Source organism: Nonomuraea sp. NPDC049714 (assembly GCF_044465295.1).
Classification (GTDB): Bacteria; Actinomycetota; Actinomycetes; order Streptosporangiales; family Streptosporangiaceae; genus Nonomuraea.
On the sequence record NZ_JBITLM010000004.1, the window covers coordinates 60,884 to 86,298 of the forward strand.

The following is a 25,415-nucleotide window of genomic DNA, read 5'->3' on the forward strand; positions in this document are numbered from 1 at the left end:
TCAGTAAGCCCCTTCTCCACGGGTCACGACGGACCAGGTCTTCCAGAGGATCTGCAGGTCCAGGATGAGCGACCAGTTCTCCACGTACCGCAGGTCGAGGCGGACCGACTCGTCCCAGGTGAGGTCGGAGCGGCCGCTCACCTGCCAGAGCCCGGTCATCCCCGGCTTGACGACCAGGCGGCGGCGCACGTCGGTGCGGTACTGGGCGACCTCTTCCGGCAGCGGCGGCCGGGGGCCGACCAGCGACATCTCGCCCCGGGCGACGTTGAGCAGTTGGGGCAGCTCGTCCAGCGAGTAGCGGCGCAGGAAGGCGCCCACGGGGGTGATCCGTGGATCGTTCCGCATCTTGAACAGCACGCCGTCGAACTCGTTCGACTCGGCCAGCGCCCCCTTGAGCCGCTCGGCGTCCACCACCATGGTGCGGAACTTCACCAGCCGGAACGGCCGGCCGTCCCTGCCGACGCGCGTCTGGTGGAACAGCGCGGGCCCCGAGCTGGTGAGCCGGATCAGCACCACGATCGCCAGCAACGGCAGCGCCAGCACGAGCAGCGCCGCACCGGCCACCAGCCGGTCGAACACGGTCTTGACGAACTGCCGGACGCCGTTGAACTCGGGGTGCTCGACGTGCAGCAGCGGCATCCCGGCCACCGGGCGGATGCTGATGCGCGGGCCCGCCACGTCCATCAGGGCAGGGGCCACGAACAGGTCGGTCCGATCCGTCTCCAGGCTCCAGGCGAGCCGGCGCAGCGCCGCCCCGTCGAGCTCCGGGCAGGCCAGCACGGCCACGGCGTCCGCGCGGGTCCGCTCCACCACGTCCGCGACGTCGTTGAAGGTGCCCAGGACCTCGATCCCGTCCAGGTCGGCGTCCATCCGGTCCGGCGGCAGGCAGGCTCCCACCACCCGCATCCCGTGGTACGGCTGGCGGCGGAACTGCATCACCAGGTCGAGAATCGACTCCCGGTGCCCGACCGCGATCACCTGACGCAGGTATTCGCCGTCGGCCCTCCTGCGATGCAGGCGTTTACGCATCTTGTAGCGGAAGAACAGCGTGGCGAGGAGCGCCAGGGGCAGCATCGCCATCACGAAGCTGCGCGCGATGACGGTCTGCGTGGCATAGGCGCCGATGGCGACGGCGGCCATCAGGCTCACCCCGCCGTTGAAGACCGCCTTGAACTCCTCGGTGCCCTCACCATTGGCCCGCTGGTGATAGGCGCCGCCGAGCATGAGCGCGAGCGGCCAGACGAGCACCAGGCCCAGCCCCAGCAGAAACTCGGCCCACGGGATGTACACCCCGTACATCAGCCGGACACCGAGCACGCACACACAGGCGAGCAGCACGCAGGCCGTGTCACCGCACAGCAGAAGTCGCAGGTACGCACGCGTCCAGATGCTCGACGCGCTGCGTGGCACGGCCTCAAGGAGCACGACAGCGGACTCCACCCTCATAGCACCACCCTGTTAAATCCGTGCACGGCTTTAACATGACGTTCTTCGGATCGCACCGGTTGACAACAACCCATGCACAACCAAGGGCGGCGGCCCCCACTAAAGAGTAAAGATCAGTCTTGTGATGGGGAACATTCGCTTCCTGTCCACAATCGGACGAGATCAGCGCTTTTCAGGGCTTGACGGAACGATCCAAAAGTGATGCGTTCTTCGCGGAAATCGTGCCGTTTACCGCGATATTTCGGCAGATTGCGGCATACGTTGCCGGCTAGTCATACTCCAGATCCGGCAGGGCGGACGGGGGATCCGGGCTCCGCCATACGACCACCACACCGTCGTGCGCGGAGTCGGCCGCCATCGTCAAACGGTCCAGATCGAAATCCGGCAAATAGCGCAATCGCGCCAGGAAGGTCGCGTCGGTGGCCGAACGCGGCACCACGCACCCCTCGCCGTCCCGGTCCAGCAGGATGAACAGAACGTCGGCCTCGGTCTCGGTCACCACCCGGACCTCGACGACGTCCTCCCACGCGAGCGCCTCGACGCTCCCGTCCGCGTAGTGACGGGTCACGCCCTCTTCCGTGACGTACACGTAGGAGTCCGGCATCGGGTTGCCGTGCATGGCCGCGATTCTTGCGAGTAGTGGGGTTGTACCGCAAGGGTTCGCGCACACAGGAGCAGATGACGAGACAAGGGATCTTTCCCCTTACGGGAGTGGATCTTGCCCCTCACGGGGGTGGATCTTCGCCCCACGAGTGGCCGAGGTGGGCCGCAACGGCCGCCCGCGCCGCCTGCTCCGGGCCGTTGGCGATGGCGTCCAGCAGCTCCCGGTGCTCGTGCACCAGCACGTCCCGGTCCTCGTAGACCCGGCGCAGCCGGACCAGCCCCAGCCGGGTCTCGGCGGCCAGCGAGCCGTAGAGCCGCTCCAGCCGCGGGCTGCCCACCGCCTCGATCAACGCCTGGTGCAGCGCCATGTGCTCGGCCACCGACTCCGACCACGGCGCCTCCACGCCCAGCGCGTCCATCCGCGCCAGCGCCGCCTCCGCCTCCGGCACCCGCCGCCCCGCCACCGCCCGGGCCATCAGATCTTCCAGCGGCCTGCGTACGAACATGAGATCGTCGAGGTCGGCGAGGGTCACCTCGGGGACGTAGGCGCTGCGGTTGCGCTCGCGCCTGAGCAGCCCCTCGTGCACCAGCCGGGCCAGCGCCTCGCGGACGGTCGGCCTGGCCACGCCGTACGCCGCGGCGATCTCCTGCTCGGGCAGCGGCGTGCCGGGCTCGATCTCACCGGAGAGCACCCTGCGGCGCAACGCGTCGGCCAGCGCGCCGACGGCGGACAGGGGTTTGATCGGCACCGTCACAGCTGCGACTCTAACGTCCCGCGGCCGATGCCACTTGTTCTACGGCGGCCCGCCCGGCTCCGCGCTCCGGCAGCGCCACGACCACCAGGCTCACGGCCAGCAGGGCCAGGCCCGCGATCGAGACGGGGGCCAGCCGCTCGCCGAGCACCACCAGGCCGAGGAGCGCGGCCACCGCCGGCTCGGCCAGCGCCAGCGTCGCGGCCGTGGCCACCGGCGTGGACCGCAGACCCCTGCCGTACAGGACATAAGACAGGGCGGTGGCGGCGAAGCCGAGGTAGAGGGCGGCGAGCAGGCCGCGCGGCTCGCCGAGCCAGCCCACTCCCTGCCAGAGCAGGACCGGCAGCATGATGACGGCGGCCCCGCCGAACAGCACGCCCATCACCGCGCCGGACGGCGCGCCACCCGAGATCGCACGCGCGGCACTGACCGCGTAGAAGGCGTAGAGCAGCCCGCCGAGCAGAGCGAACAGCACCCCGGACACCACTTGCCCGCCCGCCTGAGCGCCGCCGCCGGCGATCAGCGCCGCGCAGCCCGCCACGGCCGCCGAGGTCGCCAGCGCCCACCGGGCGCTCGGCCGCTGCCGGTGCATCAACCAGGAGAGCAGCCCGGTGAAAACCGGGCCGCTGCCGATCGCGACGACGGTGCCGATGGCCACGCCGGTGCGGGCCACGGCGGCGAAGAAGCACAGCTGGTACGCCGCGACCGCGACCGAGGCGAGCACCAGGCCGGGGCGGAGCACCCGGCCGATCCCCGCGCCCGCGAACAGCGCCAGCGCGGCCCCGCCGATGACGAGCCTGGCCGCCGCCAGCGCGACGGAGTCGGCGGAGACGAGCAGCCCGGCGGTGCCGGCCGTGCCCCACAGGACGGCGGCGGCCACGACGGCGAGAGGTCCGTTCTTCATTCCTCCATTGTCTGACAACTAGACAATTTCGTCCAGTAGTTGGTCCAGCAGCCGACCGGCGGGCTGAGCCACCTCGGCCGCGTACTCCTCCAGGATCGCCACCCCTTCGTGGACGCCGGACGTGCGACGGCGGGGCAGATCCAGCAGCACCTCACCCTCCACCGTGACCGACCCGTCGACGTGGAAGGCGTCGCCGGAGACGGCGATGGAGACCTCGAAGCTCAGCTCCCGGCCGTCCGGCAGCACGAACGCGGTGCCGGTGCGCGCCCCGGCGGGAGGGAAGAAGTAGGAGAAGGGCCGGCTGCGCGCGAAGGGATGGCGTAACTCGGCGAGAATCCCCGTCGCCCGGCTCAGCGCCGCCAGCAGCGCGGCCGCGGCCGCGCTCTCGCCGTCCACCCGCAAAGGTTAGATCAGCGGACCAGCCGGTCGCCAGGCGAGCATCCTGGAAAAACCGGATCAGCGGGTCAGTCGGTGGCCAGGCGGGCGTGGCGCTCGACGTCGTAGCGGACGCCGTCGTAGTGCAGCCTGCCCCGCTCGACGCCCTCCGGCCGGAAGCCCGCCTTGGTGGCCACCCGGCACGAGGCCGCGTTGTCGACGCGGTGGCCCAGCTCCAGCCGGTAGAGGCCGCGCTCGCCGAAGGCCCACCGGACCAGCTCCTCGGTCGCCGCCACGGCGATGCCGCGCCCCCGGGCCTCGGGCACCGTCCAGTAGGAGACCCAGCCGTTCTCGTGCGCGTCGATATCGGTCACCGCGACATTGCCGACGACCTGGTCGTCGAGGGTGACGACGGCGAACGCGTGGCCCACCTCCGCCCAGCTGGCGATCCAGCCGACCGCGTCCTTCAGCGTGACGATCGGCCAGGCGGCCTGCCTGCTCATGTCGGGCGAGCTGAAGGCCCGCAACACCACGGGGGCGTCCTCGTCACGCCACGCACGTAGTCGTACATATCTCATTACTGACCGATTTTATGGGCCTCCTCGAATGCGGCGACAAGGGGCTTGGGGGCGGTCAGGCACCATGCCTCCGCCGTCAGCTCGAACAGCTCGTCCATCTCGATCCGATCGAGATGGACGACCACCCAGCCGAACCGGCCGGCGGTGAACTGGATCTCGAACACCTCGGGCCGCTCGGCCACCAGCGCCAGCTGCTCCTCGATGGTCGCCTTGAGCCCGACGGTCTCGGTCTCCTCCCACAGGTAGCCGAAGCCCTTGTCGCGCACCTTGAGCCCGACCCAGCTCCCGCCGTCGCTCACCTGCACCTCGGGCAGACTGTCCAGCAGCTCAAGGAACTCTTCGACGCTCACTCCCATGCCCTCTGTGTACCAAACCCTCCTGACATTTCGCGCCTATGATCAACGCATGGTGGCCGAAAGGGTCGCGCGGGTGCCCGTCCTGGTGCGCGCGGTCACGTTCGTGATGGCGCTCCAGTTCGTCTTCGCCCTGGTGGGGCTCACGTTCGCGTTGTCCGGCGTGATCATGTCGGGCAGCCTTCCGGCCTTAGCGCTCGTGCTGCTCCTGGCCGCGACCCTGGCGGCGCAGGGCTGGCTGATGCGGCACCTGGGCGGCCGGAGGCATCGGGTCCGCTGGGCGGTCGTGGGGTTCGAAGTGTTCGTGATCACCACGGAGCTGATCGTCGAGGCGACGGACCCGGGGCTCACCGCCCGGACGTTCATGCGGGCTGTCCTGTCCCTGCCGTCGATCGTCATCATCCTGCTGCTCCTGCCGAGCGCCGGCCGCTGGTTCGACCGCTCTCACGGCAACAGCAACCCCCAGTAAAGGGCCCACGGTACGAACACCGCCCCGCTCGCGAGCAGGACGCCGAGCCGTACTCTCTCTCCTGCCGGCGGCGACGCGCGCCGCCAGGCCCGCCCGGTGAGCACGGCGGCGACCACGGCGGCCACCGCCAGCCCCTGCAGGGCCAGCCAGATCAGCGGCCGGTCCAGCAGCATCGGACCGGGATAGGCCAGCTTGCCGCCGGCCGGGGGCGAGCTCCGGCAGCCGGGTGACGCCCCCGTCGGGGGTCCGGTGGGCGGCGTGGTCCGCGTCCGCGAAGAAGCGGAAGGTGTAGTGCTGGTTGCCGCCCTTGTCCAGGGCCTTGGCGAACAGCGGCGGGCTCTCCCGGGGCGGGGTCAGCAGGTCGTGGGTTCCCCAGATGCCGAGCAGCGGCTGACGAAGGGCGGTCAGGGCCGGCTCGGGGTCATAGTAGGGCTCGGGGAACATGCCGCCGTCGGCGATCATCCGGTAGAAGTTGTGCTCGGCCCGGTCCACGACCGAGCCTGACACCCCCGCCTTACGCAGGCCGGCCGCCACCGCCCAGACCTGCTGCCGCAGCGGTGGCAGGCTGTTGGCGCCGACGAGGACCACGAAGGCGATGTCGGCGGTGCGGGAGGCCGCGATCGGGGCCACCCAGCCGCCTTCGCTCAGTCCCCAGATGCCGACCTTGGCCGGGTCGACGCCCTGCTGCCGGCGGAGCGTGGCCACGGCGCCGAGCGCGTCGTCGGCGAGTTGCGCGTACGAGCGCTGGAAGAGCGAGTAGCCCTCGGATCGCTTGTCGTGGACCAGGACGGACATGCCCCTGCGGGCGAACTCGACGGCCTCGGCCATCAGCTTGGTCCTGGGGGTGCCGGTGCCGGCGCCGTGCACGAGGACCATGCCCGGACGTGCGGGCCGCGCGTCTGCGGGGGACCCGTCCACATCCGTCTGTTCGCGCTGCCCACGGACGAGGACTGACCGTCCTCCGGTAGCGTCGGGACCATGCGGCTTCACGTGGGATGCGCGATGTGGACTCACGCGTCATGGCAGGGCCGCTTCCTGCCTCACCCGCTCCCGCCCGGCGAGCGCCTGCGGTCCTATGCGACCTGGTGCAACGCGGTCGAAGGCAACACCACCTTCTACGCCACCCCGGCGAGGAGCACGGTGGAGACCTGGGCGGCGCAGACCTCCCCCGACTTCCGCTTCGTGGTCAAGCTGCCCAAACCCATCACCCACGACCGCCGCCTCACCGGCGTCGACGAGCCACTCCGGGCCTTCCTGGAGGCGATCGAGCCACTCGGCCCCCGCGCCCACGCCCTCTGGATCCAGCTGCCCGGCTCCTTCGCCCCGACAGATCTCGGCACCCTGGCCGGCTTCCTCCGCCGGCTGCCCGGCGCCTACAGATGCGCCGTCGAGGTCCGCCACCGCGCCTTCTTCGACGACCCGCGCTCAGCCCGGTTACTCGAAGGAGTCCTGGCCGGCGCCGACGCCGAGTGGATCCCGTTCGACACCACGGCCTTCTTCCAGAGCCCGCCGACCAGCGACGCCGAGCGGGACGCGTGGACGAAGAAGCCTCGCGTCGCCCGTCGCTCCTCGGCCCTCACCGACCGCCCGATCGTCCGCTACCTGGGCCGGGACGCGACCACCCGCACCATCGAGGGCTGGCGGCCCTGGCTCGACACGGTCACCGGCTGGCTCCGCGAAGGCCGCTCCCCCACCGTCTTCATCCACACCCCGGACAACGCCGACGCCCTGACGCTCGCCCGCCGGTTCCACGACGACGTCCGCTCCCGCCTCCCCGAGCTCGACCCGCTACCTGAACCCCAGCCCATCGAGCCCCTCACCCTCTTCTGAAGTACCGATCACGACTCGGTGTGGGCAGGAGTGGCCCACTCGACGAACTGGATGATCACGCCGTTGGGGTCGGTGATCTGGAACAGGCGCTCGCCCCAGGGCTCCTCGCGCAGCGGCATGGTGATCTCGACTCCGGCCTCGCGTAGCCGCTTCTCCTGGTCCTGGAGGCCGTCGGCGAGGGTGAAGGCCAGGATCAGGCCGGTGGCGTGCTGGTCGCGCTGGTCGGGTGGCAGGACCTCGATGCCGCGGGCGAGCAGGACGATGTCCACCGCGTCGGCGCGGGTGAGGGAGGCGAAGCCGTCGGCCGCGGCCTGGACGGTGTAGTCCAGGTGGGTGGTGAGGAACGCCTGGGAAGCGGTGACGTCGTCGACGGTGAGCGAGACGGTGGACGCGGTGATCTGCAAGAAGGGCTCCAAACTAGCGGGTCAGTAGCTGCGGCGGCGGGGGATGTTGCGGACGACGCGAGGCTCGGGCCGGCGCACGGGGCGGTCGGCGGCCAGGTGGCGGAGGTCGGGGGCACGGCGCGGCGCGAGGTCGCGGCCGTCCCGCCCGGCCAGGGTCCCGCCGAAATCGATCGTGGGGACGAAGACCGAGACGCGGTGGAGTTCAGACATACGCTCTTCTTTCTTCCTGCGGTCGTAAACTTGCTACGGACGTAAACTTAGCCCAGTGGCGCAAGAGTGTCAACATAAAAATAGGATGAGGGTAAGATTGCCTCATGGCTACCGACACGACACCGCCCGCGCAGCCCCCCGGCCTGCGCGAATCCAAGAAACAGGAGACCCGGCAGCTCATCTCCGACCACGCCACCCGGCTGTTCATCGCCCAGGGCTTCGAGCGGACCACCATCGCCGAGATCGCCGCCGCCGCGCGCATCGCCAAGAAGACCGTCACCAACTACTTCGCCCGCAAGGAAGACCTGGCCCTGGACCACCAGGAGGAGTTCACCGCCGCCCTGGCCGACACCGTCGCCGCCCGCCGCCCCGGCGAGTCGGCCCTGGCCGCCCTGCACCGGGCCTTCCAGGAATCCGTGGCCGCCCAGGACCCGGTCGCCGGGTTCTCCGGCCCGGAGTTCGCCCGCATGATCGCCGACAGCCCCACCCTGACCGCCTGCCTGCGCGGCCTGCACGACCAGCGCGAGCACCGCCTCGCCCAGGCCCTGGCCGCCGCCACCGGCACCGCACCCGATGACATCACCGTCCACATCGCCGCCGGACTGCTGGGCACCGTCCACCGCGTGCTGTTCCAGCGCATCCAGGACCTCACCCTGGCGGGCCGGTCCAACGACGAGATCGCCCGCGTCATCGCCGGCGAGGCCACCCAGGCCTTCGACCTGCTCGAACCCGCCCTCGCCCACTACGCCACCGCCTGAACGGCCCAGCTCTCCCCGGAGGAGGTGGCACTACCTGCCGGCGCACAGGGCGCGGTCCACCGCGGCGATCACCGCGTCGCCGGCGGCCTCGCTCTGCGGCAGGGAGGTCACGATGACCGTGGCGGCGCGGCCGTCGGAGGTGACGGCGTCGCGGGTCTCGTAGCCGTGGATGTCGCCGCCGTGGCCGATCGCGGTGACGCCGCAGCTGAGCTTCATCTTGATCACGCCCAGCCCGTACCGCCAGTTCCACCTGGGCGGGAAGGTGGTCTTGACCGTCGTGGTCATCTCCTTGAACTGCTTCGGCTTGAGCAGCCGGCCATCCTGCAAGGCGACGAGGAAGCGGTTGACGTCACTGGGGGTGGCGATGAGCTGTCCGGCCGCGCCGCCCCAGGACGGGTCCATCTTGGTGTAGTCCAGCAGCGGCTTCTTCGGCGTGACGGCGAGGTAGCCGCGGGGGTGGGGGTCGCGCAGGGTCTCGACGCCCTTGCCGGGCCAGTAGGTCTCCTTCAGGCCCAGCTTGTCGATGACCCGCTTCTCGACCAGCTCGGCGATCGACCGCCCGGTGACCTTCTCCGCGACCATCCCGGCCAGGATGTAGCCGGTGTTGCTGTACGCCCACTTCTTGCCGGGCGCGAAGGACGCCTTCTTCGCCAGGGCCAGGTCGACCAGCTCGCGCGGCTCGAAGGTGGTGTGCCGGATCTTCACGTAGTCCGGGATGAGGTCGGTGTAGTTCGGCAGGCCGGAGGTGTGCTGCAGCAGCTGGCGGGTGGTGATCTCACGACCGTCGATGCCCTTGCCGCGCACCAGCTCGGGCAGGTACTTCTCGATCGGCGCGTCCAGCTTCAGCTTGCCCTCCCCGGCGAGCTGGAGCAGCACCACCGCGGTGAACATCTTGCTGGCGCTGCCGATGCGGCCGTAGCCGTCGACCGGCACGTCCTTCTTCGTCTTCAGCTTGGCGACACCGGCCACGTAGTCGGTGACGTTCCCGTCGGCGTCACGCACCGAGGCCATGACGCCGGGGAACCTGTGCTTGCCGACCAGCTGGTCCAGGCTCGTCTGCACCGGGTCGGTGGCCGCCGTGGCCGGCAGACCCGCCATGACCAGGCCGGTCATCGCGGCGACCGCGGCGGCGGCCAGGACGCCACGCCTGAGGGTTCGGGCGGGGGCTTCGACGAGCTTGGACATGGGGACCACTTCCTGACTGGGGTCTTTACCGGTGCGTTGCTCTGACGCTGATAAGCATCGCGTCCGGCCCCGGCCGTGATCGATCCCGCAGCCTGAACAGCAGGGGTACCGCTGGCCCTACCTCACGTGGTCGGGTTCGGCGTCAGCGGATCTCGTACGTGCTGGTGGTGCCGCTCACCTCGTTGCCGACGATGAGCAGCGGGCGCCTGGTCGGGCTGTCGTGCGCGGGGACGAAGGCCAGCCCCTCGGGGCCGAGGTCGCCGTCCCGGGTGTTGACGTAGTCGGCCAGGCGGGGCCGGCGCGGGTCGGTCACGTCGTAGGCGACGATGCCGCCGACGCGCTCCAGGCCCACGAAGGCGTAGGTGCGGCCCTTGATCGTGCCGACGGTGACGCCTTCGGGTTCCGGCCCCTTGTTGTCGCTGCGGGAGTCGAAGTCGTCCTCCTCGTTGTCGGTGTTGAAGTGCTCGGGCAGCTCGCGGGCGATCAGCCGCTCCAGCTCGTCACCGGAGTCCCAGACCAGCTCGCCGGAGGCCGACCGGATCGACAGCGAGCGGGTGCCGAAGACGTGCAGCGCGGTGTGCGCGCCGTCCGCGTCCTTGGGCGAGTCGGCCGCGACGGTGAGCCGGCCCAGCTCGGTGTCCTTCTGGAGCTCGGCCGCGTCCGGGAAGGCGGAGGAGGACAGCTTCAGGTCCTTGACCCGCACCTCGTCGGTGTAGCAGTCCCAGTCGCGCGTGTCCCCCTCGTTGGCGGTCACCAGGTAGGTCCGGCCACGGGAGCGGAAGTCGGCGATCGCGTCCGGCAGGTACATGCCCTTGACCGGGTGGGGCCGGATGTCGATCTTGTCGTCCTTGTCGGAGGCGTCCAGCCCGTTCCCGGCGGCCGCGTGGTCCTTCAGCCCGAGCGGCGCGAGGTCGCGGACCGTCCCCCTGCGCAGGTCGACGACCGCCAGCGCGTTGTTCTCCTGGAGGGTCACCCACGCCGTGTCGCCCTCGACGGTGACGTACTCCGGCTCCAGGTCCTGGGCCGCGCTCGCCTTCGGGCCGCTGATCCGCACGCCCTTGGCGCGGAGCTCGTCCTCCCGGCCGTTCCACGCCCGGAAGTCGGCGGTCCGTACGGTGCCGCGCCGTACGTCGACGATGCTGACCGAGCCCTCGGGGTCGTTCACCTGGTCATCGCAGTAGGAGGTGGGCTCACCCTCGTTGGCGACGACGACCTGCCTGCCGTCCGGGGTGAAGGTCAGCATGTCGGGCAGCGCGCCCACCGTGACCTGGCGGAGCTTCCTGCCGGTGCGCGTGTCGAAGAAGGCGACGCTGCCGGGCTCGGTCTTGGCCTCGGCCTGCTGCGCGACGGCGAGCATCCGGCCGTGCACGGCGACGCTGTTGGCGCCCGGCGTGGCCAGGGTGGTGACCTTGCGCGGCCGGCGCGGGTCGCGCAGGTCGAGGACGTCGACCGTGCCCGCCTGCGCGTTGACGACGAACACCCGGCGGGTGGCGGGATCGTAGGCCGGGATCTCGGCGGCGCTGGTGCCGACGGAGCCGGCGGAGTATCGGCCGAGGAAGGACAGCTCGATCCCCCCGGTCTCGGCCGAACCGGCGGCGGGGGTGGCCGTGAAGAGTGCGGAAAGCACCAGGCCGGCGGTGGTGAGGCGGGCGAAGGTCGTCGTGCGCATGAGGCGCAGTGTCACGAAGGCCCGTGACCTTCCCATGTCTCGCGAATGAGCACGAAATGAACCATCGATCTCAGGCCGGGATCAACTATCCGCGCCCGGCTTGAGCAAACCGGTGTCGTACGCCGCCGCGACCGCGGCCGCCCGGTCCTTCACGCCGAGTTTGCCGAACAGGTGCAGCAGGTGCGTCTTCACCGTCGCCTCGGTGATGAACAGCTTCGCGGCCACCTCACGGTTGGTCGCGCCCCGGGCGATGAGCGCGAGGACTTCGAGCTCCCGGCGGCTCAGCGTCCGCCGTTCGGGCTCCCGCGACCGCTGCGTCAGCACGCCGGTCACGGACGGGGACAGCACCGTCTCGCCACGGGCGGCCGCCTGCACGGCGCGGCGCAGGTCGGCGCGCGGGGTGTCCTTGAGGAGGTAGCCGGTGGCGCCCTGGTCGATCGCGGGCAGCACGTCGGCGTCGTCGTCGAACGTGGTCAGCACCAGGATGTGGATGCCGGGCGTCTGCTCGCGGAGCCGGCGGATGACCTCCGCGCCGCTCATCTTCGGCATCCGGAGGTCCATGAGCACCACGTCGGGCGCGGTCCGCAGAGCCACGACCAGCGCCTCCGGCCCGTCGGCCGCCTCGCCGACGACCTCGAAGGCGTCGTCGCCGGTGAAGATCCCGCGCAGCCCGTCGCGTACCACGGGGTGGTCGTCGACAATGATCATGCGAATGGGCACGGCTCACCCCGTCTCGGTGGAGGACGGATCGGCCGGGATGGCCGGAATGCTGGCGGAGATCGCGGTGCCCTGACCCGGCGCGGCCTCGATCACCAGGTCGCCGGCCAGCCGGGTGACGCGCTGGCGCATCGCGACGAGCCCGAAGCCACCGGCGTCGGAGGGCCCGGTCTCCTCGGGGACGAACCCGGAGCCGTCATCGCGTACGTCAAGAACCACGACATCCTCCATGTACGACAACGTGAGGCCGACGCGGGAGGCGCCGGCGTGCTTGGCGACGTTGGCCAGCGCCTCCTGCGCCGTGCGCAGCAGCGTGCTCTCCACCGCCAGGTGCAGCGGCCGGGGGTCACCGGTCACGGAGAAGCCGGCGGGCGTGCCGGTGGCCCGCGACCATGTCGCCGCGACGCCGGCCAGGGCGGCGGGCAGCTGCGCCTCCTCCAGCGGAGCCGGGCGTAACGCCTGCATCGATCGGCGGGCCTCGTTCAGGCTGTCCCCGGCCAGCGCGCGCATCGCGGCCAGCCGCGAGCCGAGCACGGGGTCGTCGACCGCGCCGTCGATGGCTTCGAGCTGGGTGATGATGCCGGTCAGCCCCTGCGCGACGGTGTCGTGGATCTCCCTCGCCATCCGCTGCCGCTCCCCCAGCACGCCGGCCTCGCGGGCCCGGGTCAGCAGCTGGGCCTGCAGGTCCGCGTTCGCCGCCGCGAGCGCGGACAGCTCGGCGCCGGTCCGCCTGAGCTGCTCGATCAGCACCTTGCGCTGGTCGTTCTGCTGGGAGATGGCACGGATCGAGAGTCCGGCCGTGGCGGCGACCAGGGTCGCGACGAGGAACGAGAAGACCATCTGCTCGGGCGACCGCCCCTCGGGCACCACCACGAGCACCGCTGCCGTCGCCGCCACCCCCGCGTACGCCCACCGACCGGGCAACACGGTGAAAGCCTGGATGAACGCCCCCACCCCGGCCACCGAGAACACCCCGTCGATCCTGACCAGCGCCCCGACGAGGACGAGCAGCACCACGAAGTAGCCGGCCGGCGCCCACGGCCGCTCGCCCCAGCCGGGCCGCCGGCCCACCATGAACCAGTGCCAGGCCACGGCGAGCACCGCCAGGACCAGCAGCTCCAGCCGCCACTCCCGGAGCAGGGCGAAGCCGGCGGGCAGCAGGAAGAAAAGGTAGGGGACGGCGGGCCGGGCGCGATCCCAGCGCGGGACGTCGCCGCTCACCATCGGCGAACCCCGGCCATGGTGCCACCAGCGACCATGACACCCAGCCTAACCGGGACGAGCACGCCGCTCCACGGCTTGCGTCGCGGGCTTCGGAGTGCGGGCGGGCTCTCGTACGATGAGGGGGTGCACAGGCTCATCCGCTCCGTGTGGAACGAGCCCCGTCCCCCCGACCCGCCCGCGCGGGTGTGGCGCGACTGGGTGCTTGTCGGGGTGATCGTTGCGCTGGCGGCGCTCGAAGGAGCCCTGCGGCCGGATCTTCCGTGGCGGGCCGTCTCGGTGACGGTCACCATCGGGCTGGCGCCCCTGTTGCTCTGGCGCCGCACCAGGCCACTGCTGGTGATTGTGATCATTTTCACCGCCGGCAACCTGGCCACGCTGCTCACCGCCGGTGCCTCCGGCGAGACGTACACGATGGCGTACATGTTGATCTTCGTGTACGCGCTGTTCCGGTGGGGGGCCGGGCGTGAGGCGGTGATCGGGCTGGCGATCGCGCTCGGCTCGGTCCTCCTGTCCATCCTCTTCAGGCGGCTCGCCGCCCCCGACCTGATCGGCGCGTTCGCCGTCATGTCCGCGGCCATCGCCCTGGGGGTGGCCCTGCGGTTCCGGGCCAGGGCGCGGTTGCGCGAGCTCGATCAGGTCAAGCTGCTCGAACGCGAGCAACTGGCCCGCGACCTGCACGACACCGTCGCCCACCACATCTCGGCCATGGCGATCAGGGCCCAGGCGGGCTTAGCGACCTCGGCCACGCGGCCGGACGCCGCGACCGACGCGCTGCACGTGATCGAGGCGGAGGCGGCCCGCGCCCTGGACGAGATGCGCGCCATGGTCCGCGTCCTGCGCCAGGACCAGCCGGCGGATCTGGAGCCCGGCCGCGGCATCACCGACCTCGAACAGCTCGCGAGCCACGGCCCGTCCGGCCCGGCCGTCCATGTGGAGATCGCCGGCGACCTCGGCGACCTCCCGCCGTCGGTCGGGGCCGCGATCTACCGCCTCGCCCAGGAGTCGATCACCAACGCCCGGCGGCACGCGCGGCACGCCACCCGCATCGAGGTCCGCGTCGCCGCCGACGACACCTCGGTGCACCTGCGGGTGAGCGACGACGGCGAGAGCATTCTCGTCCGCCAGCCGCCCGGTTACGGCCTCATCGGCATGATCGAACGCGCCGACCTGCTCGGCGGCACCTGCGTGGCCGGTCCCGGCCCCAACCGCGGCTGGACCGTGACCGCCGTGCTGCCCCGCGCGGGGGCGGCGACGTGAGCGTCCGGGTGCTCGTCGCCGACGACCAGGAGATCGTCCGCACCGGACTGGCGATGATCCTGGACGCCCAGCCGGACATCGAGGTCGTCGGCGAGGCGGCCGACGGTCGGCGGGCCGTCGAGCTGGCGCGGCGGCTGCGCCCGGACGTGTGCCTGTTCGACATCCGGATGCCCGGTCTCGACGGCATCACCGCCACTCGTTCCCTCGCCGGGCCGGGCGTCGCGGACCCGCTCGCCGTCGTCGTCATCACCACGTTCGACCTCGACGAGTACGTCTACGCCGCGCTGCGGGCCGGCGCCCGGGGCTTCCTGCTCAAGAACGCCGGCGCCCGGCAACTGTCCGAGGCGGTCCACGCCGCCGCCAACGGCGACGCGCTCATCGCCCCGAGCATCACCGCTCGCCTGCTCGGGGCCTTCGCCCGCACCGGCCCCGCGTCACCGCCCGCGCGGCCCATCGAGGCGCTCACCGACCGCGAGGAGCAGATCCTGGTGACCGTGGCGCGCGGGCGCACCAACAGCGAGATCGCCGACGAGCTGCACATCTCGCTCAGCACGGTCAAGTCCCACATCGCCAGCCTGATGGCCAAGCTCGGCGCCCGCAACCGCGTCGAGATCGCCATGTGGGCGTACGAGACCAACCGGGTCAAGAACTCCTACGAATGATCCATTCGGCCACGGCGAGGTTGATCACCCAGCCGGCGGCCATGGCCACCGCTCTGGGCAGCTCGCCAGGTGTGCCGTCCAGCGCGAACAGGGGCACATGGGTGAAGGCCTGGGTGCCCGCGCCCATGCCGATCGCGTAACCGCGGATCATCCAGGCGCGGTGCCGGGCGAAGTCCCGCCGCCGGATCGCGGCGAAGCCGAGCACGATGGCGACCACCATGGCCGTGCCGAACACGAGCCGGGAGGCGGCCACGAGCGGGCCGTCCATCGCCGGCAGGGCGTAGAACACGCTCATCCACAGCCCGGTCAGCGCCGCGATGAGCCCGCAGGGGACCAGCACCCGCCCGGCGACGCGATGCCAGCCCCGCTTCCGGCGCAGCCTGGGCACGAACTGGAACGCCCCCAGGACGCTGTAGACGGTCACGGTGATGATGTGCAGCACCACCGGCACGGGCGCCGCGAAGAACCGGGCGTTGTCCGGCGTGATCTCCGCGCCGCCGGTCAGCTCGGTCAGGCGGATGCCGCCGGCGAGCACGGGCACGAAGGCGAGCCCGATCAGCGCGGCGGGCACCCGCCACTGCGTCTTGCGGCGTTCCGTCGCCATCTTGTCTGTCATGCCCCTGAGCGTGACGACTGGAGGGATGGTTTCCATCAGCGGAACGGTCCCCGCTGAGCTGGTCGATCGTCCGCCAATCAGGCGTACTTTCGGCTGATGACCCCTTTTTCCAGGACTTTTACGCTGATCGCATAGTTCCCATCTCGCCCTGAGGAGCATGCCATGAAGGCGTTCGTCCTGCGCTCGTACGGCTCACCCGACGTCCTGAAGCTCACCGACCTCGACCGGCCCGTCCCCGCCCCCGACGAGGTACTGGTCCGGGTACGTGCCACCTCCGTCCAGCCGTTCGACTGGCATCTCATGAGAGGCCAGCCGTACATCGCGCGGCTGATGGGCGGCCCTCTCGGTCCGCGCAGGCCGAAGATCGACATCCTGGGCGGCGACCTCGCCGGCCAGGTCGAGGCGGTCGGCGCAGACGTGACCGAGTTCGGTCCCGGCGACGAGGTGTACGCGATGTCCAAGGGGAACGGCTTCGCCCAGTACGCCTGCGTCAAGGCCGCCGAACTGGCCCCGAAACCCACGAACCTGACGTTCGAGCAGGCAGCGGCCGTGCCGGTGGCGGCCAACACCGCCCTCGTGGCCCTGAAGGACCGGGTCCAGCCAGGCACGCGGGTGCTCGTCGACGGCGCTTCGGGGGGCGTGGGCACGTTCGCCGTGCAACTCGCCAAGGCGTTCGGCGCCACGGTCACCGGCGTCTGCGGCAGCCGCAACGTCGGCCTGGTCCGCTCGATCGGCGCGGACGAGGTCATCGACTACACCAAGCAGGACTTCACCCAGCTCGGGCAGCGCTACGACCTCGTACTGGACATCGCCGGCAGCCACTCGGCCCTCGCCTGCCGCCAGGTTCTGACCCGTAAGGGCACCTATGTCGTCATCGGCGGAAAAGCCGGACGCTGGGTCCAGCCCGCCGGTCACACGATGGCCGCGGTCATGCTGTCGCCGTTCGTCTCGCAGACGATGACCATGGCCGACGTGATCGGTTGCACCGAGAACAAGCGAAACCTGATGACACTGACCGAACTCATCGAAACCGGCAAGGTCACCCCGGTCATCGACCGCACCTACTCCTTCGAGGAGATCCCGGAAGCGCTCAGATACCAGGAGGAAGGGCACGCCTCAGGCAAGGTCGTCGTCACGATCTGAGCCCTCATGCCACCGCCCGGATAGACCCGATCAGGGGCTGCTTCGATGGATTCGTCCGGTTAGAGTGGCCGCACTGAAGCGGGTGAAACTGGAGGAAGCATGCTGCTCTTACTGGCTCGCATGCTGACCAGGATCGCGGCGCTGGGAACGTGGTGGACGCCGGTTCTCGTCTTCAGCCTGGTGTTCCTCACCAGCTGGCCCCTGATGGCCCTCGCGGAGCCCGCCGACAGCGCGATCGTCGAGCCGGCCAACTACTGGTGGTATTTCGTGGTGACCGCCGCCACCGTCGGATACGGCGACCTGTACCCGGAGACGGCCGCGGGCCACGCCGTCGGCACCTACGTCATCATCGGCGGCATCGCGACGCTGACCACGGTGTTCGCCCGGCTGGCGACAGCACTGGAACGAGCGAAGGGACGACGCATGCAGGGCGCCATCACAGCGGAGAACTCCGGCCACATCGTGCTGCTCGGCTACACGCCTGGACGAACCGAGCAGATGGTGGACGAACTGATCGCCGACGGTTCGACCGGCATCGTCCTGTGCGCCTTCGACGACGTGCCGACCCACCCGATGCCCGACCGCGATGTCACCTTCGTACGCGGCGACCTGACCGACGACGGCGTCCTCCGCCGGGCCGGCGTGCAGCGGGCGTTCAGCGTGCTGGTCGACGCCCGCGACGACAACGAGGCCCTGACGGTCACGCTCACCGCCGACCACGTCGCCGACGGCGCCCATCTCGTCGTCGCGCTCCGCGACATCGCCAAGATCCGCCAACTGCGCTATGTCAACGAGTCCGTACGCTGCGTCCAGTGGCACAGCCCGCACATGATCACCGAGGAGCTGAAGGACCCCGGCATCACCGAGATCTACACCCACCTGATGACGCACAACGGCGCCGACACCTATTCGGTGCGCTTGCCGGACTCCCTGGGCCAGGTGCGGGTCGACCGCTGCCAGATGACGCTCGGCAGAAGGTACGGCGCCACCATGCTCGCCGCGCGCACCGGTGACAAGCTGCTGGTCAATCCCAGCTGGCAGACCGAGCTGCCGACGGGAGCCGTACTCTATTACGTCGGCTCCCGCCGCCTCACCCCCGACGAGATCGCCAAGGCAGTACGCGAAGCCGGCTGACCCGCGCGGATAAGTACGGGACCGACCACTGGGCGGCGGAGCAGATGACCGCGCCGTCCAGGGTGACGATGCTCAGCTCGATCCCGCTGCGCATCGACACGCCGTGCGCATCAATTACGGTCCGATATTCCGCCGGACATAGAGTCCGAAAGTGGAGCCGAACACGGAAAACGCATAATGGCGATCCCGCGAGACAGTTCAGCTGCCGAAAACACGCTGGCTTCCCCGAGATTACGCTCCGAAGATCCGATACGCCTCACCCACTTGGTGAAGCATCTGATCTCTTCGAGAGTGTCCAGCCTTGCCAAGTGCAGCCAATCCGTGTCCAGCACGGCCTGAAGGACCGGTTACGCCCGCACCCCTTCGCGCATCTCCTCGCGCAGCACGTCAAGGCGCTCCGCACGGGCGAAATGATTAAGGCACATCGCGTCGAATACCAGGACGGGGGCCTGTCCAGCGCTGGTCAAGGCTCAAGATCCGCATCGTCGCGCAAGGGCAGATCTGCTGCCGCTACCTGACCACGCATGAGCTCGACGGCTCGCGACCCGGTGATAAATGCCTTCTTGTAGGATTCCATCACCGCATGCGCATAGCTCGGCGGGACTCGAACCGTTTCCAGATCAGGTTGCGGCGCCCATCCCACCGCTTCCATCAACTCCGCGCGGGTCGGGTTCCGCCGGCGCATTTCTTTAGCGATCCCCCTGTCGATGACTTCCGCTGTGACGGCTTGCCGCATGGTCAGAGACCAGGACGTTCTGAAACGTGCGGCCAGAGCCACCAGGTCCTCTCGTCTTACGGCCCCACCCGGCGAAGCGGCATTCCGGACCACCTCGGTGGGGAGAAGGAGCTCCACCGCGAAGGCGTCGATGGTCGCCTCCCTTTCATCCCGAGAGGCATGCACGCCTATATCAGTGGAGTGCTCGTCCCCGACGATCAGGTGCCCCAACTCATGAGCCGCAGTCGCGCGGCGGCGACCAGGATCACCCTGCCTGCCGACAACCGCGACAGCGAGGTCGCCCTCCATCAATGAAGCGCCTTCGCCAGGCGTCTCGACCACCGCAACGAGCTGACCCAATCGTTCGCACACACTCATGAGCGAATCGATGGGATCCAATCCCAGACCGAGCCGATCTCTGACCCAAAGGGCCGCACGACGGGCGCTCGGCGCATCCTGAATCGCTTCTGGACCTCGCTCGATCGCAGGTGGGGAGAACTGTCCGATCTCCATGAGCTGCCGAATGTCGGCCACCCACGTGGACAGGGCGATTTCCAACCGGTAGGACTGTCGAGTCGCATCCGTGACTGTGTCGTCGGCCAGGTCCGTCCGGCGGGACACGACCAGCGGTGGCGTATCGAGGAAGTAACGTAGCGGAACATCGAGCACTGATGACAGCTTGGCCAGTTCGAGCGCATCGACTCGACGAACCCCTCGCTCGATCTTGGCGATCATTGTCCGATCGAGATTCAGGGCTGACGCAAGCTGCTCCTGCGACATGTCAGCTGCTAGACGACATTCGCGTACACGCTCGCCTATGTCCGCCCACTCTGCAGGATCCCTCATAGTGCGATATCGCACGACGCATGCGTACAGCGCGACCTCCTCCAGCCAGCCCCAGGCAATCGTTATCTCGAGAGCGCTTTACTGCGATTTCATGCCATCACCTTGCCGGGAGGGGCGAGCGGGGCCAGCTCGCGGCTGAGGCGGAGGACGGCCTGGGCCAGGTGGGGGTCGGTGGCGGGGCGGAAGGGGGCGACGGGACGGGCCTGGGGGCCGATGACCAGGCCGGTCTGGCCGTCCAGTGAGGCGTCGGCCGCCGCGAGGAGCGAGGGCCGGGCGGCCACGGCCGGGGAGACGGAGGTGGCGCGGTCGAAGCGCCGCCGGACCAGTGGCCAGAGCAACCGCAACCCGGGCGAGACGATCTTGGGCGATTGCATGGTGCCGTCCGTCATGTCCGTAGCTGCGCCGCCGGGGTCGGCCGCGAAGACGGCGATGCCGGTGCCTCTCAGGCGTTCGGCCAGGTCCAGGGTGTAGGCGAGGTTGGCGAGCTTCGCCCGGCCGTACCAGTGGAAGGCGTAGTAGCCGCCCGGTGGCTCCACCGCGTCGAAGGAGCGCTTGGCGGCCACGACGGAGCCTGAGGTGACGTTGACGATCCGGCTCGGCCCTCCTGCCCGGAGCCGGTCCAGCAGGAGCTCGGTCAGAAGGTACGGGGAGAGGTGGTTGACGGCGAACGACGCCTCGATTCCGTCCACCGTTCGCTGTCGCTCCTTGAACATCGCGCCGACGTTGTTCACCACAACGTGCCACGGCCCGGTGAGCTGAGCGGCAAGAGCTCGTACGGCATCCAGCGAGGCCAGGTCGGCCGCGATGAACGTCGGCTTCGGGCCCGTCGCCACCGCGTCGATCCGCTCGACCGCGCGCGCACCACGCTCGGCGTTCCGGCCCACCACCGTCACCGCGTAACCGAGGGCCGCCAGCCCGATCGCGGTCTCCAGGCCGATCCCCCCGGTCCCCGCCGTCACCACAGCCCGCTTGTCCATGACCCCGCCCTTCGCCCGGTCAGCCATAACCGGATAGCTATCCAGTTGCCTGTGGGCACGGTAGCATAACCGGATGGCTATCCGGTTGTTGAACGTCAGCGCGGCGGGCGCAGGCCCTCAAGGAGTACGGCGAGGTAGATCTCGGCGTACTTGGCCTGGTCATCGCCGATGCGAACCGCATGCCCGATGCCGCAGATCAGCCGGCGGACATCGTCGGCTCCGAGACCAGGCCGAACCGCCCCCGCCTCGCGAGCGCGGTCGAGCAGGTGCGTGAGGGCGAGCTCCAGCTCGCCCTTCATCGCCGACATCCGCCCGTCGGCATCGCTGTCGGATTCGAACACCGCGGCGAACCCGGAATCCTTCAGCATGCGCTGGAGCGTGAGCCGCAGCAGCCGATGCAGGCTCGTAACAGCGTCCTCCTCGGCCGCCGCGGCCCGCACTTCGCCGATCATGTGCTGGAAGCGCTCCACCAACAGCGCTTCCAGCATCGCTTGCCGAGTGGGGAAATGCCGGTACACGGTCCCGACGCCCACCCCGGCGAGCCGGGCGATGGAGTTGAACATGAGCGAGTCGTCACCGGCGGCCAGCTGCTCGCGGGCGATCCGCAACACCCGCTCACGGTTACGCGCGGCATCCGCGCGCAACGTCGCGCCTCGCTCGGGATCGGGTGTCACCGGCCCAGTCTAAGCCGCAGGAACCGCAGGCCCAGAACGCCGTACCACAGCATGATCGGCAGGTGGAGGACGTATCCGAGCTGCTCCAGCGCCACCGTCGGGCCGGCGGTTCCGGTCGTCCACGGGAGCGCGACCGCGGCCAGCCCGGAAAGGGCCGCGACCAGGCCCGCGACACGGAGGCGGGCAGGCATCGGAACGCCGGACGCGGCGGCGACGGTGGCGGCCACCCACAGCAGCCCCGCCAGGTTGACCAGCCACTTGGCGGTGAGCATGACCGCCAGGGCCGCCGAGGCAGCGGCGGGGACGGCAGCGGGGACGGCGGCCAGCTGGGTCAACGCCAGGTTCCCGGCGTCGTGCAGCAGGCCCGCCAGCCCCGCCGCGGCCAGCAGGCCACCCGCCACCGGACCGCCCGCCACCGGCCCGGCCGGGCGGGCGGTCATGGCCAGCCCGGCGGTGGTCAGCGCCAGCCAGCCCAGCACGTCGAAGGCGAGCTCGGTCAGATGCAGGCCGGCCTGCTCGCCCACGGCGGCGAGTGTGGCGGCGGGGTCGGACGGATTCAGGGTCAACCCCGATGGCACCACGATGACCGCACCGGTCATCATGGCTACCAACGAGGTCAGCAACAGTACGCCGATGAGCCGGCTACGAGGATCGGTCATGGCGGTGACGGTAGAACCCTGACGCGGCGGCAAGGTCAACACGAGGGGATGTCATGTGGCGGATCGGGCAGCTGGCGCGCATGGTGGGCGTGTCCGAACGTACGCTGCGCCACTACGACAAGATCGGCCTGCTCGTTCCCGCCGCGATCGACGGGGAAAACGGCTACCGATGGTACGGAGTGACCGAACTGTCCAGGCTTGAGCGCATCCGCGGCCTGCAACGCCTCGGCCTGCCGCTGCGTCAGATCGCCGACTTACTGGACGCTCCCGAGACCCAGGTACGGCAGGCGCTGGCCGAGGTCGTGGCCGGCCTCGAACGCGACATCGCCACGCTGGCCGCGACCGCCGCGCACGCCCAGGACCACCTCGCCACGCCGATGTCGATCCTGCCGCAGCAGGCCACCGTGGGCCCGCGCCACCTGCGCGTCCGCCACCTGCGCGTGGCGCACGCCGCCGAGCTGGCCGGCCTCTGCGCGACGCCACCGACCACACTGCTGACCTGGCTGTACGGCCCGCCGACGGGCCGATTCGCCGCCGCGGTGACCACCGAGCGCGCCGGCGAGCAGCTCACACTGCAAGCCCGAAACGTCGTACGGGCCATCGTCCCGCCCTCGGTGGGGATCGTCCGCGCCGGACAGGATCTGTTCGGCTGGCTGAGCCGCCACCGGCTGACCGTCGACGGCCCCACTGTGGAGGAGCACCTCGTCGACGCCGACGGCGCCCACGCCATCGCCCTGGAGGTGCCCGTCGCTCACGAGGGCGCCCAGGACCGGCCCGGACGCCTTCAGGGCCGTACGTTCAGCTCGGCCGCAGCCCTCTAGCCGTACGCCTTCTCGGCCTTCTCGTAGGCCCGGACGGTCGACTGCTTCTCCAGCCAACCCCCCTCCGTCTGCCACCGGGGCGTGATCTCCACATAGGGGACCTGTTTGCGGAGCTCGGTGAGGTTCTCGTCGGTCACGAGCAGGCCCGGCAGATTCTCCTCGATGCGCTTGGGCATCATGCGGTAGACGTCGAGGAACTCGTCGTTGGCCCGTGCGAGGAAGCTCCGGGCCCGGGTGTCCGCCGTGCCGTCGAAGCCCCAGAACTCATTGAATGCGCCACGGTCCGGATCCACCACCGTCTCGAAGTTCGCGCGGGTCCAGTCGATGATCTCGGCGAACCTTGCGGACACGGTATACATGTTGCCGGCGACGGCGGCCAGGGCCGTCGCGTTCCCGTAGATCTGCCGCAGCGCGGTCTGCGCCTTGTCGGCGGCCTCGCCGGACCATGGGGCGTCGCGCAGGTCCCGCGCCCGGCTCTCCAGCGACTTCGCCAGTTCGGCCAGGGCGCCGGCCATCTCGTCGTAGTACCACGCAGGAGCACCGCCGACGATGCTGTTCATGTCCCGCCTCGCCTGATCGGCGGTCATGTTGTCGACGCCGTAATAGACCGCTTCGGGGAGATGTAGCGACACACTGCCGTTCGGGTAGAGGTCGCTCGGACCATCGAAAGCTCGGCTGTGCAGAGGAAACGACGATATCTCGTTCATTCGCTCGTCGAGCCGGGCGATAGGGATGTCGCCGAACCGGGGATCATCCGCGAGGTCGTACCTGGTGGACGCGCGTTCGAGCAGGAGTCCGGCCATACCGACCTCCGCGTGCAGGTCCTTCCAGACCTTGCTCACCGCATCGTCGGCGGCAGAGAGCAGGGGACCGAGATCGCGAGGCAGTGCCCAGGCGACGTCCATGGCCCTCGCAGGGCCGACGCCAAGGTTGGCGTACGGGATGACGCCGAAGGCCAGACCGGCCAGCTTGCCGCCAACGGCTTTCACGCCCCTGCGGTCGATCTCGAAACCGTCCGACCGACGATCACTGCCGAGTCCCGGCCAGTGTTGGGGGATTCTCGGCTCCGTAGCCCAATCGTCAAACTGGTCAACGGGGGGCGGCAGCTCAGGCATCGAGACTCCGATCATCGGCGACGCCTAACGATACGGAGATCTTTCACGAACGCGCAAACCCCGGTTTCATACGGCGTCAGGAGTGAGCTCCGCCGCTGCCTGGACCGCCGGCGGCTTGAGGAAGCCGGTGGCCCAGGCGACCGGGATGGTGATCAGGGCGATGAGCAGACCGGTGATCAACGGGGCCGACGCGCCGGAGCCGCTGATCGCCACGCCACCGGCGACCGAGCCGGCCGCGATGCCCACGTTGATCGCGGAACCGGGCAGCGCGGACGCCAGCGCGCCACCCGGACCGGCCAGGATCACCACGCGGACCTGCAGCGAGGGCACCGTGCCGCCGACGAACAACCCCAAGGCCGACATCACCAGCGCGACGAGCAGCGCGACCGCGCCGACGAGGTGGAGCGCCAGCAGACAGGCCGCGGTGCCGACCGTCGCCACGATGAGGGTACGGGCGGCGTTCCGGTCGGCGAACCGGCCGCCGCCGAACGCGCCAATCGCGTTGGCCAGGCCGTAGGCGAGCAGGAACACGCTGATCAGCGCACCGGAGATGCCCGTGACACCCTCCAGGAACGGCACGATGTAGGTCAGCGCCGAGTAGACCGCCGCGAAGACCAGGAAGTTCAATGCCAGCACGGCGAGCACGCGTGGGGCGAAGGCGTATCTGGCCTGGCCCGCGACGCCGCCGGTGGTGCGCGGCACGGACGGCACCAGCGCCACCGTGGCGATCAACGCGACCACGCTGAGCAGGATGATCCCGGTGAACGAGCCGCGCCACCCCACCGTCTGCCCGACCAGCGTGCCCAGCGGTACGCCCAGCGCGGCCGACACCGAGATCCCGGAGATGATCACGGAGATCGCCCGGCCCGCGCGCTCCGGTGGGACCAGCGCCATGCCCGTCACGAACCCGACGGCGATGAACAGCCCCTGCACCGCGCCGGCCAGGACACGCGCGGCGACGAACAGCCCAAGGTCCGGGACCAGCAGCAGGACCAGGTTGGCCAGGGCGAACAGGATGAGCGTGCCCACCAGCACGGCCCGCTTGTCCAGCCTGATCGTCAGCGCGGTCAGGATCGGCCCGCCGATCGCCATCCCCAGCGCGTAGGCGGTCACCAGCGTGCCGGCCGCGGCGACGGAGACCCGGAGATCCGTGGCGATCAGGTTCAGCACGCCGACCACGAGCATTTCGGCGCAGCCCAGCACGAACACCCCGAAGAACAACGTGGCCAGGGCCAGGTTCGTCCTGGCCAGGCTCAGCTGGGCATCCATGCGCGCTCCCACAATAGTTACTCGCCGTAATTGTACTATTACGCAGAGGA

29 protein-coding genes are annotated in these 25,415 nt (G+C 70.0%); 7 read left to right on the plus strand and 22 right to left on the minus strand.

Features of this window, described 5'->3' with window-relative positions; translation table 11 throughout:
• The 9 genes from ACIBQX_RS17595 to ACIBQX_RS17635 all read right to left on the minus strand — a co-directional run bounded on the left by ACIBQX_RS17595 (window position 1) and on the right by ACIBQX_RS17635 (window position 6,356).
• Complete coding sequence (locus ACIBQX_RS17595; RefSeq protein WP_397005573.1) at window positions 1-1,446, minus strand: sugar transferase; 1,446 nt, start codon at window positions 1,444-1,446, stop codon at window positions 1-3.
• A gap of 268 nt (window positions 1,447-1,714) precedes the next feature.
• Complete coding sequence (locus tag ACIBQX_RS17600; RefSeq protein ID WP_397005575.1) at window positions 1,715-2,065, minus strand: hypothetical protein; 351 nt, start codon at window positions 2,063-2,065, stop codon at window positions 1,715-1,717.
• Between the two features lie 106 nt (window positions 2,066-2,171).
• On the minus strand, window positions 2,172-2,804 hold the full coding sequence (locus ACIBQX_RS17605; RefSeq protein ID WP_397005577.1) for a GntR family transcriptional regulator: 633 nt from the start codon (window positions 2,802-2,804) through the stop codon (window positions 2,172-2,174).
• A gap of 10 nt (window positions 2,805-2,814) precedes the next feature.
• Complete coding sequence (locus tag ACIBQX_RS17610; protein WP_397005579.1) at window positions 2,815-3,705, minus strand: DMT family transporter; 891 nt, start codon at window positions 3,703-3,705, stop codon at window positions 2,815-2,817.
• Between the two features lie 18 nt (window positions 3,706-3,723).
• Window positions 3,724-4,101, minus strand: a complete 378-nt coding sequence (locus ACIBQX_RS17615) for a hypothetical protein (protein ID WP_397005581.1) — start codon at window positions 4,099-4,101, stop codon at window positions 3,724-3,726.
• A 68-nt stretch (window positions 4,102-4,169) separates the two neighbouring features.
• Window positions 4,170-4,658, minus strand: coding sequence for a GNAT family N-acetyltransferase (locus ACIBQX_RS17620; RefSeq protein ID WP_397005583.1), 489 nt, complete (start codon window positions 4,656-4,658; stop codon window positions 4,170-4,172).
• Window positions 4,658-5,014, minus strand: a complete 357-nt coding sequence (locus ACIBQX_RS17625) for an MmcQ/YjbR family DNA-binding protein (protein WP_397005585.1) — start codon at window positions 5,012-5,014, stop codon at window positions 4,658-4,660. The genes ACIBQX_RS17620 and ACIBQX_RS17625 overlap by 1 nt, the downstream gene beginning before the upstream one ends.
• 42 nt (window positions 5,015-5,056) lie before the next feature.
• Entirely contained in the window at window positions 5,057-5,182 is a 126-nt protein-coding gene (locus tag ACIBQX_RS17630) for a hypothetical protein (RefSeq protein ID WP_397005587.1), read from the minus strand.
• Window positions 5,183-5,201: 19 nt separating this feature from the next.
• Window positions 5,202-6,356, minus strand: a complete 1,155-nt coding sequence (locus tag ACIBQX_RS17635) for an alpha/beta hydrolase family protein (protein WP_397005589.1) — start codon at window positions 6,354-6,356, stop codon at window positions 5,202-5,204.
• A 102-nt stretch (window positions 6,357-6,458) separates the two neighbouring features.
• Between ACIBQX_RS17635 and ACIBQX_RS17640 the strand changes: the two genes are divergently transcribed.
• Window positions 6,459-7,310: a DUF72 domain-containing protein gene (locus ACIBQX_RS17640; protein ID WP_397005591.1), complete on the plus strand. Its 852-nt coding sequence runs from the start codon at window positions 6,459-6,461 to the stop codon at window positions 7,308-7,310.
• An 8-nt stretch (window positions 7,311-7,318) separates the two neighbouring features.
• Here ACIBQX_RS17640 and ACIBQX_RS17645 read toward each other — a convergent pair whose 3' ends face one another.
• Complete coding sequence (locus ACIBQX_RS17645) at window positions 7,319-7,714, minus strand: VOC family protein (RefSeq protein WP_397005593.1); 396 nt, start codon at window positions 7,712-7,714, stop codon at window positions 7,319-7,321.
• 21 nt (window positions 7,715-7,735) lie between these two features.
• Window positions 7,736-7,924 carry a hypothetical protein gene (locus tag ACIBQX_RS17650; RefSeq protein WP_397005595.1) on the minus strand — a complete coding sequence of 63 codons (189 nt, stop codon included), beginning with the start codon at window positions 7,922-7,924 and terminating at the stop codon, window positions 7,736-7,738.
• Between the two features lie 104 nt (window positions 7,925-8,028).
• Here ACIBQX_RS17650 and ACIBQX_RS17655 point away from each other — a divergent pair, with 104 nt between their 5' ends.
• On the plus strand, window positions 8,029-8,682 hold the full coding sequence (locus tag ACIBQX_RS17655; protein WP_397005597.1) for a TetR/AcrR family transcriptional regulator: 654 nt from the start codon (window positions 8,029-8,031) through the stop codon (window positions 8,680-8,682).
• A gap of 30 nt (window positions 8,683-8,712) precedes the next feature.
• Here ACIBQX_RS17655 and ACIBQX_RS17660 read toward each other — a convergent pair whose 3' ends face one another.
• From ACIBQX_RS17660 to ACIBQX_RS17675, 4 genes are all read right to left on the minus strand, one after another.
• Window positions 8,713-9,867, minus strand: a complete 1,155-nt coding sequence (locus ACIBQX_RS17660; RefSeq protein WP_397005599.1) for a serine hydrolase domain-containing protein — start codon at window positions 9,865-9,867, stop codon at window positions 8,713-8,715.
• A gap of 142 nt (window positions 9,868-10,009) precedes the next feature.
• Window positions 10,010-11,536 (minus strand): choice-of-anchor I family protein, encoded by a 1,527-nt coding sequence (locus ACIBQX_RS17665; RefSeq protein ID WP_397005601.1) that lies wholly within the window; start codon window positions 11,534-11,536, stop codon window positions 10,010-10,012.
• 81 nt (window positions 11,537-11,617) lie between these two features.
• Window positions 11,618-12,244, minus strand: a complete 627-nt coding sequence (locus ACIBQX_RS17670) for a response regulator (RefSeq protein ID WP_397006790.1) — start codon at window positions 12,242-12,244, stop codon at window positions 11,618-11,620.
• A gap of 15 nt (window positions 12,245-12,259) precedes the next feature.
• Entirely contained in the window at window positions 12,260-13,477 is a 1,218-nt protein-coding gene (locus ACIBQX_RS17675) for a sensor histidine kinase (protein ID WP_397005603.1), read from the minus strand.
• A 123-nt stretch (window positions 13,478-13,600) separates the two neighbouring features.
• On the opposite strand from ACIBQX_RS17675, the gene ACIBQX_RS17680 reads away from it, so the two are divergent.
• Both ACIBQX_RS17680 and ACIBQX_RS17685 read left to right on the plus strand, forming a co-directional pair.
• Window positions 13,601-14,734 (plus strand): sensor histidine kinase, encoded by a 1,134-nt coding sequence (locus tag ACIBQX_RS17680; protein ID WP_397005605.1) that lies wholly within the window; start codon window positions 13,601-13,603, stop codon window positions 14,732-14,734.
• Window positions 14,731-15,396 carry a response regulator gene (locus ACIBQX_RS17685; protein WP_397005607.1) on the plus strand — a complete coding sequence of 222 codons (666 nt, stop codon included), beginning with the start codon at window positions 14,731-14,733 and terminating at the stop codon, window positions 15,394-15,396. Before ACIBQX_RS17680 ends, ACIBQX_RS17685 begins: the two co-directional genes overlap by 4 nt.
• Here ACIBQX_RS17685 and ACIBQX_RS17690 read toward each other — a convergent pair.
• Window positions 15,377-16,012 carry a DUF2306 domain-containing protein gene (locus tag ACIBQX_RS17690; protein ID WP_397005609.1) on the minus strand — a complete coding sequence of 212 codons (636 nt, stop codon included), beginning with the start codon at window positions 16,010-16,012 and terminating at the stop codon, window positions 15,377-15,379. The genes ACIBQX_RS17685 and ACIBQX_RS17690 overlap by 20 nt on opposite strands.
• Before the next feature lie 162 nt (window positions 16,013-16,174).
• Between ACIBQX_RS17690 and ACIBQX_RS17695 the strand changes: the two genes are divergently transcribed.
• Window positions 16,175-17,155 (plus strand): NAD(P)-dependent alcohol dehydrogenase, encoded by a 981-nt coding sequence (locus ACIBQX_RS17695; RefSeq protein WP_397005611.1) that lies wholly within the window; start codon window positions 16,175-16,177, stop codon window positions 17,153-17,155.
• Window positions 17,156-17,254: 99 nt separating this feature from the next.
• Window positions 17,255-18,289 carry an ion channel gene (locus tag ACIBQX_RS17700; RefSeq protein WP_397005613.1) on the plus strand — a complete coding sequence of 345 codons (1,035 nt, stop codon included), beginning with the start codon at window positions 17,255-17,257 and terminating at the stop codon, window positions 18,287-18,289.
• Window positions 18,290-18,752: 463 nt separating this feature from the next.
• Here the strand turns inward: ACIBQX_RS17700 and ACIBQX_RS17705 are convergent, their stop codons facing one another.
• The 4 genes from ACIBQX_RS17705 to ACIBQX_RS17720 all read right to left on the minus strand — a co-directional run bounded on the left by ACIBQX_RS17705 (window position 18,753) and on the right by ACIBQX_RS17720 (window position 22,160).
• The gene (locus ACIBQX_RS17705; protein ID WP_397005615.1) at window positions 18,753-19,850 is read right to left on the minus strand and encodes a helix-turn-helix domain-containing protein; all 1,098 of its coding nucleotides are present in this window, start codon (window positions 19,848-19,850) and stop codon (window positions 18,753-18,755) included.
• A gap of 89 nt (window positions 19,851-19,939) precedes the next feature.
• Window positions 19,940-20,827, minus strand: a complete 888-nt coding sequence (locus ACIBQX_RS17710; protein ID WP_397005617.1) for an SDR family NAD(P)-dependent oxidoreductase — start codon at window positions 20,825-20,827, stop codon at window positions 19,940-19,942.
• A 95-nt stretch (window positions 20,828-20,922) separates the two neighbouring features.
• On the minus strand, window positions 20,923-21,501 hold the full coding sequence (locus ACIBQX_RS17715) for a TetR/AcrR family transcriptional regulator (RefSeq protein ID WP_397005619.1): 579 nt from the start codon (window positions 21,499-21,501) through the stop codon (window positions 20,923-20,925).
• Window positions 21,498-22,160 carry a hypothetical protein gene (locus ACIBQX_RS17720; RefSeq protein ID WP_397005621.1) on the minus strand — a complete coding sequence of 221 codons (663 nt, stop codon included), beginning with the start codon at window positions 22,158-22,160 and terminating at the stop codon, window positions 21,498-21,500. The genes ACIBQX_RS17715 and ACIBQX_RS17720 overlap by 4 nt, the downstream gene beginning before the upstream one ends.
• A 53-nt stretch (window positions 22,161-22,213) precedes the next feature.
• Here ACIBQX_RS17720 and ACIBQX_RS17725 point away from each other — a divergent pair, with 53 nt between their 5' ends.
• Window positions 22,214-22,981, plus strand: a complete 768-nt coding sequence (locus ACIBQX_RS17725) for a MerR family transcriptional regulator (protein ID WP_397005623.1) — start codon at window positions 22,214-22,216, stop codon at window positions 22,979-22,981.
• Here the strand turns inward: ACIBQX_RS17725 and ACIBQX_RS17730 are convergent.
• Both ACIBQX_RS17730 and ACIBQX_RS17735 read right to left on the minus strand, forming a co-directional pair.
• Window positions 22,978-24,096 (minus strand): hypothetical protein, encoded by a 1,119-nt coding sequence (locus ACIBQX_RS17730; RefSeq protein ID WP_397005625.1) that lies wholly within the window; start codon window positions 24,094-24,096, stop codon window positions 22,978-22,980. The two genes, ACIBQX_RS17725 and ACIBQX_RS17730, sit on opposite strands and share 4 nt — an antisense overlap.
• 66 nt (window positions 24,097-24,162) lie before the next feature.
• Window positions 24,163-25,365, minus strand: a complete 1,203-nt coding sequence (locus ACIBQX_RS17735) for an MFS transporter (RefSeq protein ID WP_397005627.1) — start codon at window positions 25,363-25,365, stop codon at window positions 24,163-24,165.
• Window positions 25,366-25,415 lie beyond the last annotated feature (50 nt).

Excerpts from the sequence above, each read along its gene's own strand:
- ACIBQX_RS17640 (WP_397005591.1), top strand. The coding sequence starts at position 6,459 with ATGCGGCTTCACGTGGGATGCGCGATGTGGACTCACGCGTCATGGCAG.
- ACIBQX_RS17720 (WP_397005621.1), bottom strand. The coding sequence starts at position 22,160 with ATGACCGATCCTCGTAGCCGGCTCATCGGCGTACTGTTGCTGACCTCG.
- ACIBQX_RS17710 (WP_397005617.1), bottom strand. The coding sequence starts at position 20,827 with ATGGACAAGCGGGCTGTGGTGACGGCGGGGACCGGGGGGATCGGCCTG.
- ACIBQX_RS17610 (WP_397005579.1), bottom strand. The coding sequence starts at position 3,705 with ATGAAGAACGGACCTCTCGCCGTCGTGGCCGCCGCCGTCCTGTGGGGC.
- ACIBQX_RS17655 (WP_397005597.1), top strand. The coding sequence starts at position 8,029 with ATGGCTACCGACACGACACCGCCCGCGCAGCCCCCCGGCCTGCGCGAA.
- ACIBQX_RS17730 (WP_397005625.1), bottom strand. The coding sequence starts at position 24,096 with ATGCCTGAGCTGCCGCCCCCCGTTGACCAGTTTGACGATTGGGCTACG.
- ACIBQX_RS17650 (WP_397005595.1), bottom strand. The coding sequence starts at position 7,924 with ATGTCTGAACTCCACCGCGTCTCGGTCTTCGTCCCCACGATCGATTTC.
- ACIBQX_RS17690 (WP_397005609.1), bottom strand. The coding sequence starts at position 16,012 with ATGACAGACAAGATGGCGACGGAACGCCGCAAGACGCAGTGGCGGGTG.
- ACIBQX_RS17705 (WP_397005615.1), bottom strand. The coding sequence starts at position 19,850 with ATGAGGGATCCTGCAGAGTGGGCGGACATAGGCGAGCGTGTACGCGAA.
- ACIBQX_RS17675 (WP_397005603.1), bottom strand. The coding sequence starts at position 13,477 with ATGGTGAGCGGCGACGTCCCGCGCTGGGATCGCGCCCGGCCCGCCGTC.
- ACIBQX_RS17735 (WP_397005627.1), bottom strand. The coding sequence starts at position 25,365 with ATGGATGCCCAGCTGAGCCTGGCCAGGACGAACCTGGCCCTGGCCACG.
- ACIBQX_RS17700 (WP_397005613.1), top strand. The coding sequence starts at position 17,255 with ATGCTGCTCTTACTGGCTCGCATGCTGACCAGGATCGCGGCGCTGGGA.
- ACIBQX_RS17725 (WP_397005623.1), top strand. The coding sequence starts at position 22,214 with ATGTGGCGGATCGGGCAGCTGGCGCGCATGGTGGGCGTGTCCGAACGT.
- ACIBQX_RS17600 (WP_397005575.1), bottom strand. The coding sequence starts at position 2,065 with ATGCACGGCAACCCGATGCCGGACTCCTACGTGTACGTCACGGAAGAG.
- ACIBQX_RS17630 (WP_397005587.1), bottom strand. The coding sequence starts at position 5,182 with ATGATCACGCCGGACAACGCGAACGTGAGCCCCACCAGGGCGAAGACG.
- ACIBQX_RS17595 (WP_397005573.1), bottom strand. The coding sequence starts at position 1,446 with ATGAGGGTGGAGTCCGCTGTCGTGCTCCTTGAGGCCGTGCCACGCAGC.
- ACIBQX_RS17625 (WP_397005585.1), bottom strand. The coding sequence starts at position 5,014 with ATGGGAGTGAGCGTCGAAGAGTTCCTTGAGCTGCTGGACAGTCTGCCC.
- ACIBQX_RS17665 (WP_397005601.1), bottom strand. The coding sequence starts at position 11,536 with ATGCGCACGACGACCTTCGCCCGCCTCACCACCGCCGGCCTGGTGCTT.
- ACIBQX_RS17620 (WP_397005583.1), bottom strand. The coding sequence starts at position 4,658 with ATGAGATATGTACGACTACGTGCGTGGCGTGACGAGGACGCCCCCGTG.
- ACIBQX_RS17670 (WP_397006790.1), bottom strand. The coding sequence starts at position 12,244 with ATGATCATTGTCGACGACCACCCCGTGGTACGCGACGGGCTGCGCGGG.
- ACIBQX_RS17635 (WP_397005589.1), bottom strand. The coding sequence starts at position 6,356 with ATGGTCCTCGTGCACGGCGCCGGCACCGGCACCCCCAGGACCAAGCTG.
- ACIBQX_RS17695 (WP_397005611.1), top strand. The coding sequence starts at position 16,175 with ATGAAGGCGTTCGTCCTGCGCTCGTACGGCTCACCCGACGTCCTGAAG.
- ACIBQX_RS17660 (WP_397005599.1), bottom strand. The coding sequence starts at position 9,867 with ATGTCCAAGCTCGTCGAAGCCCCCGCCCGAACCCTCAGGCGTGGCGTC.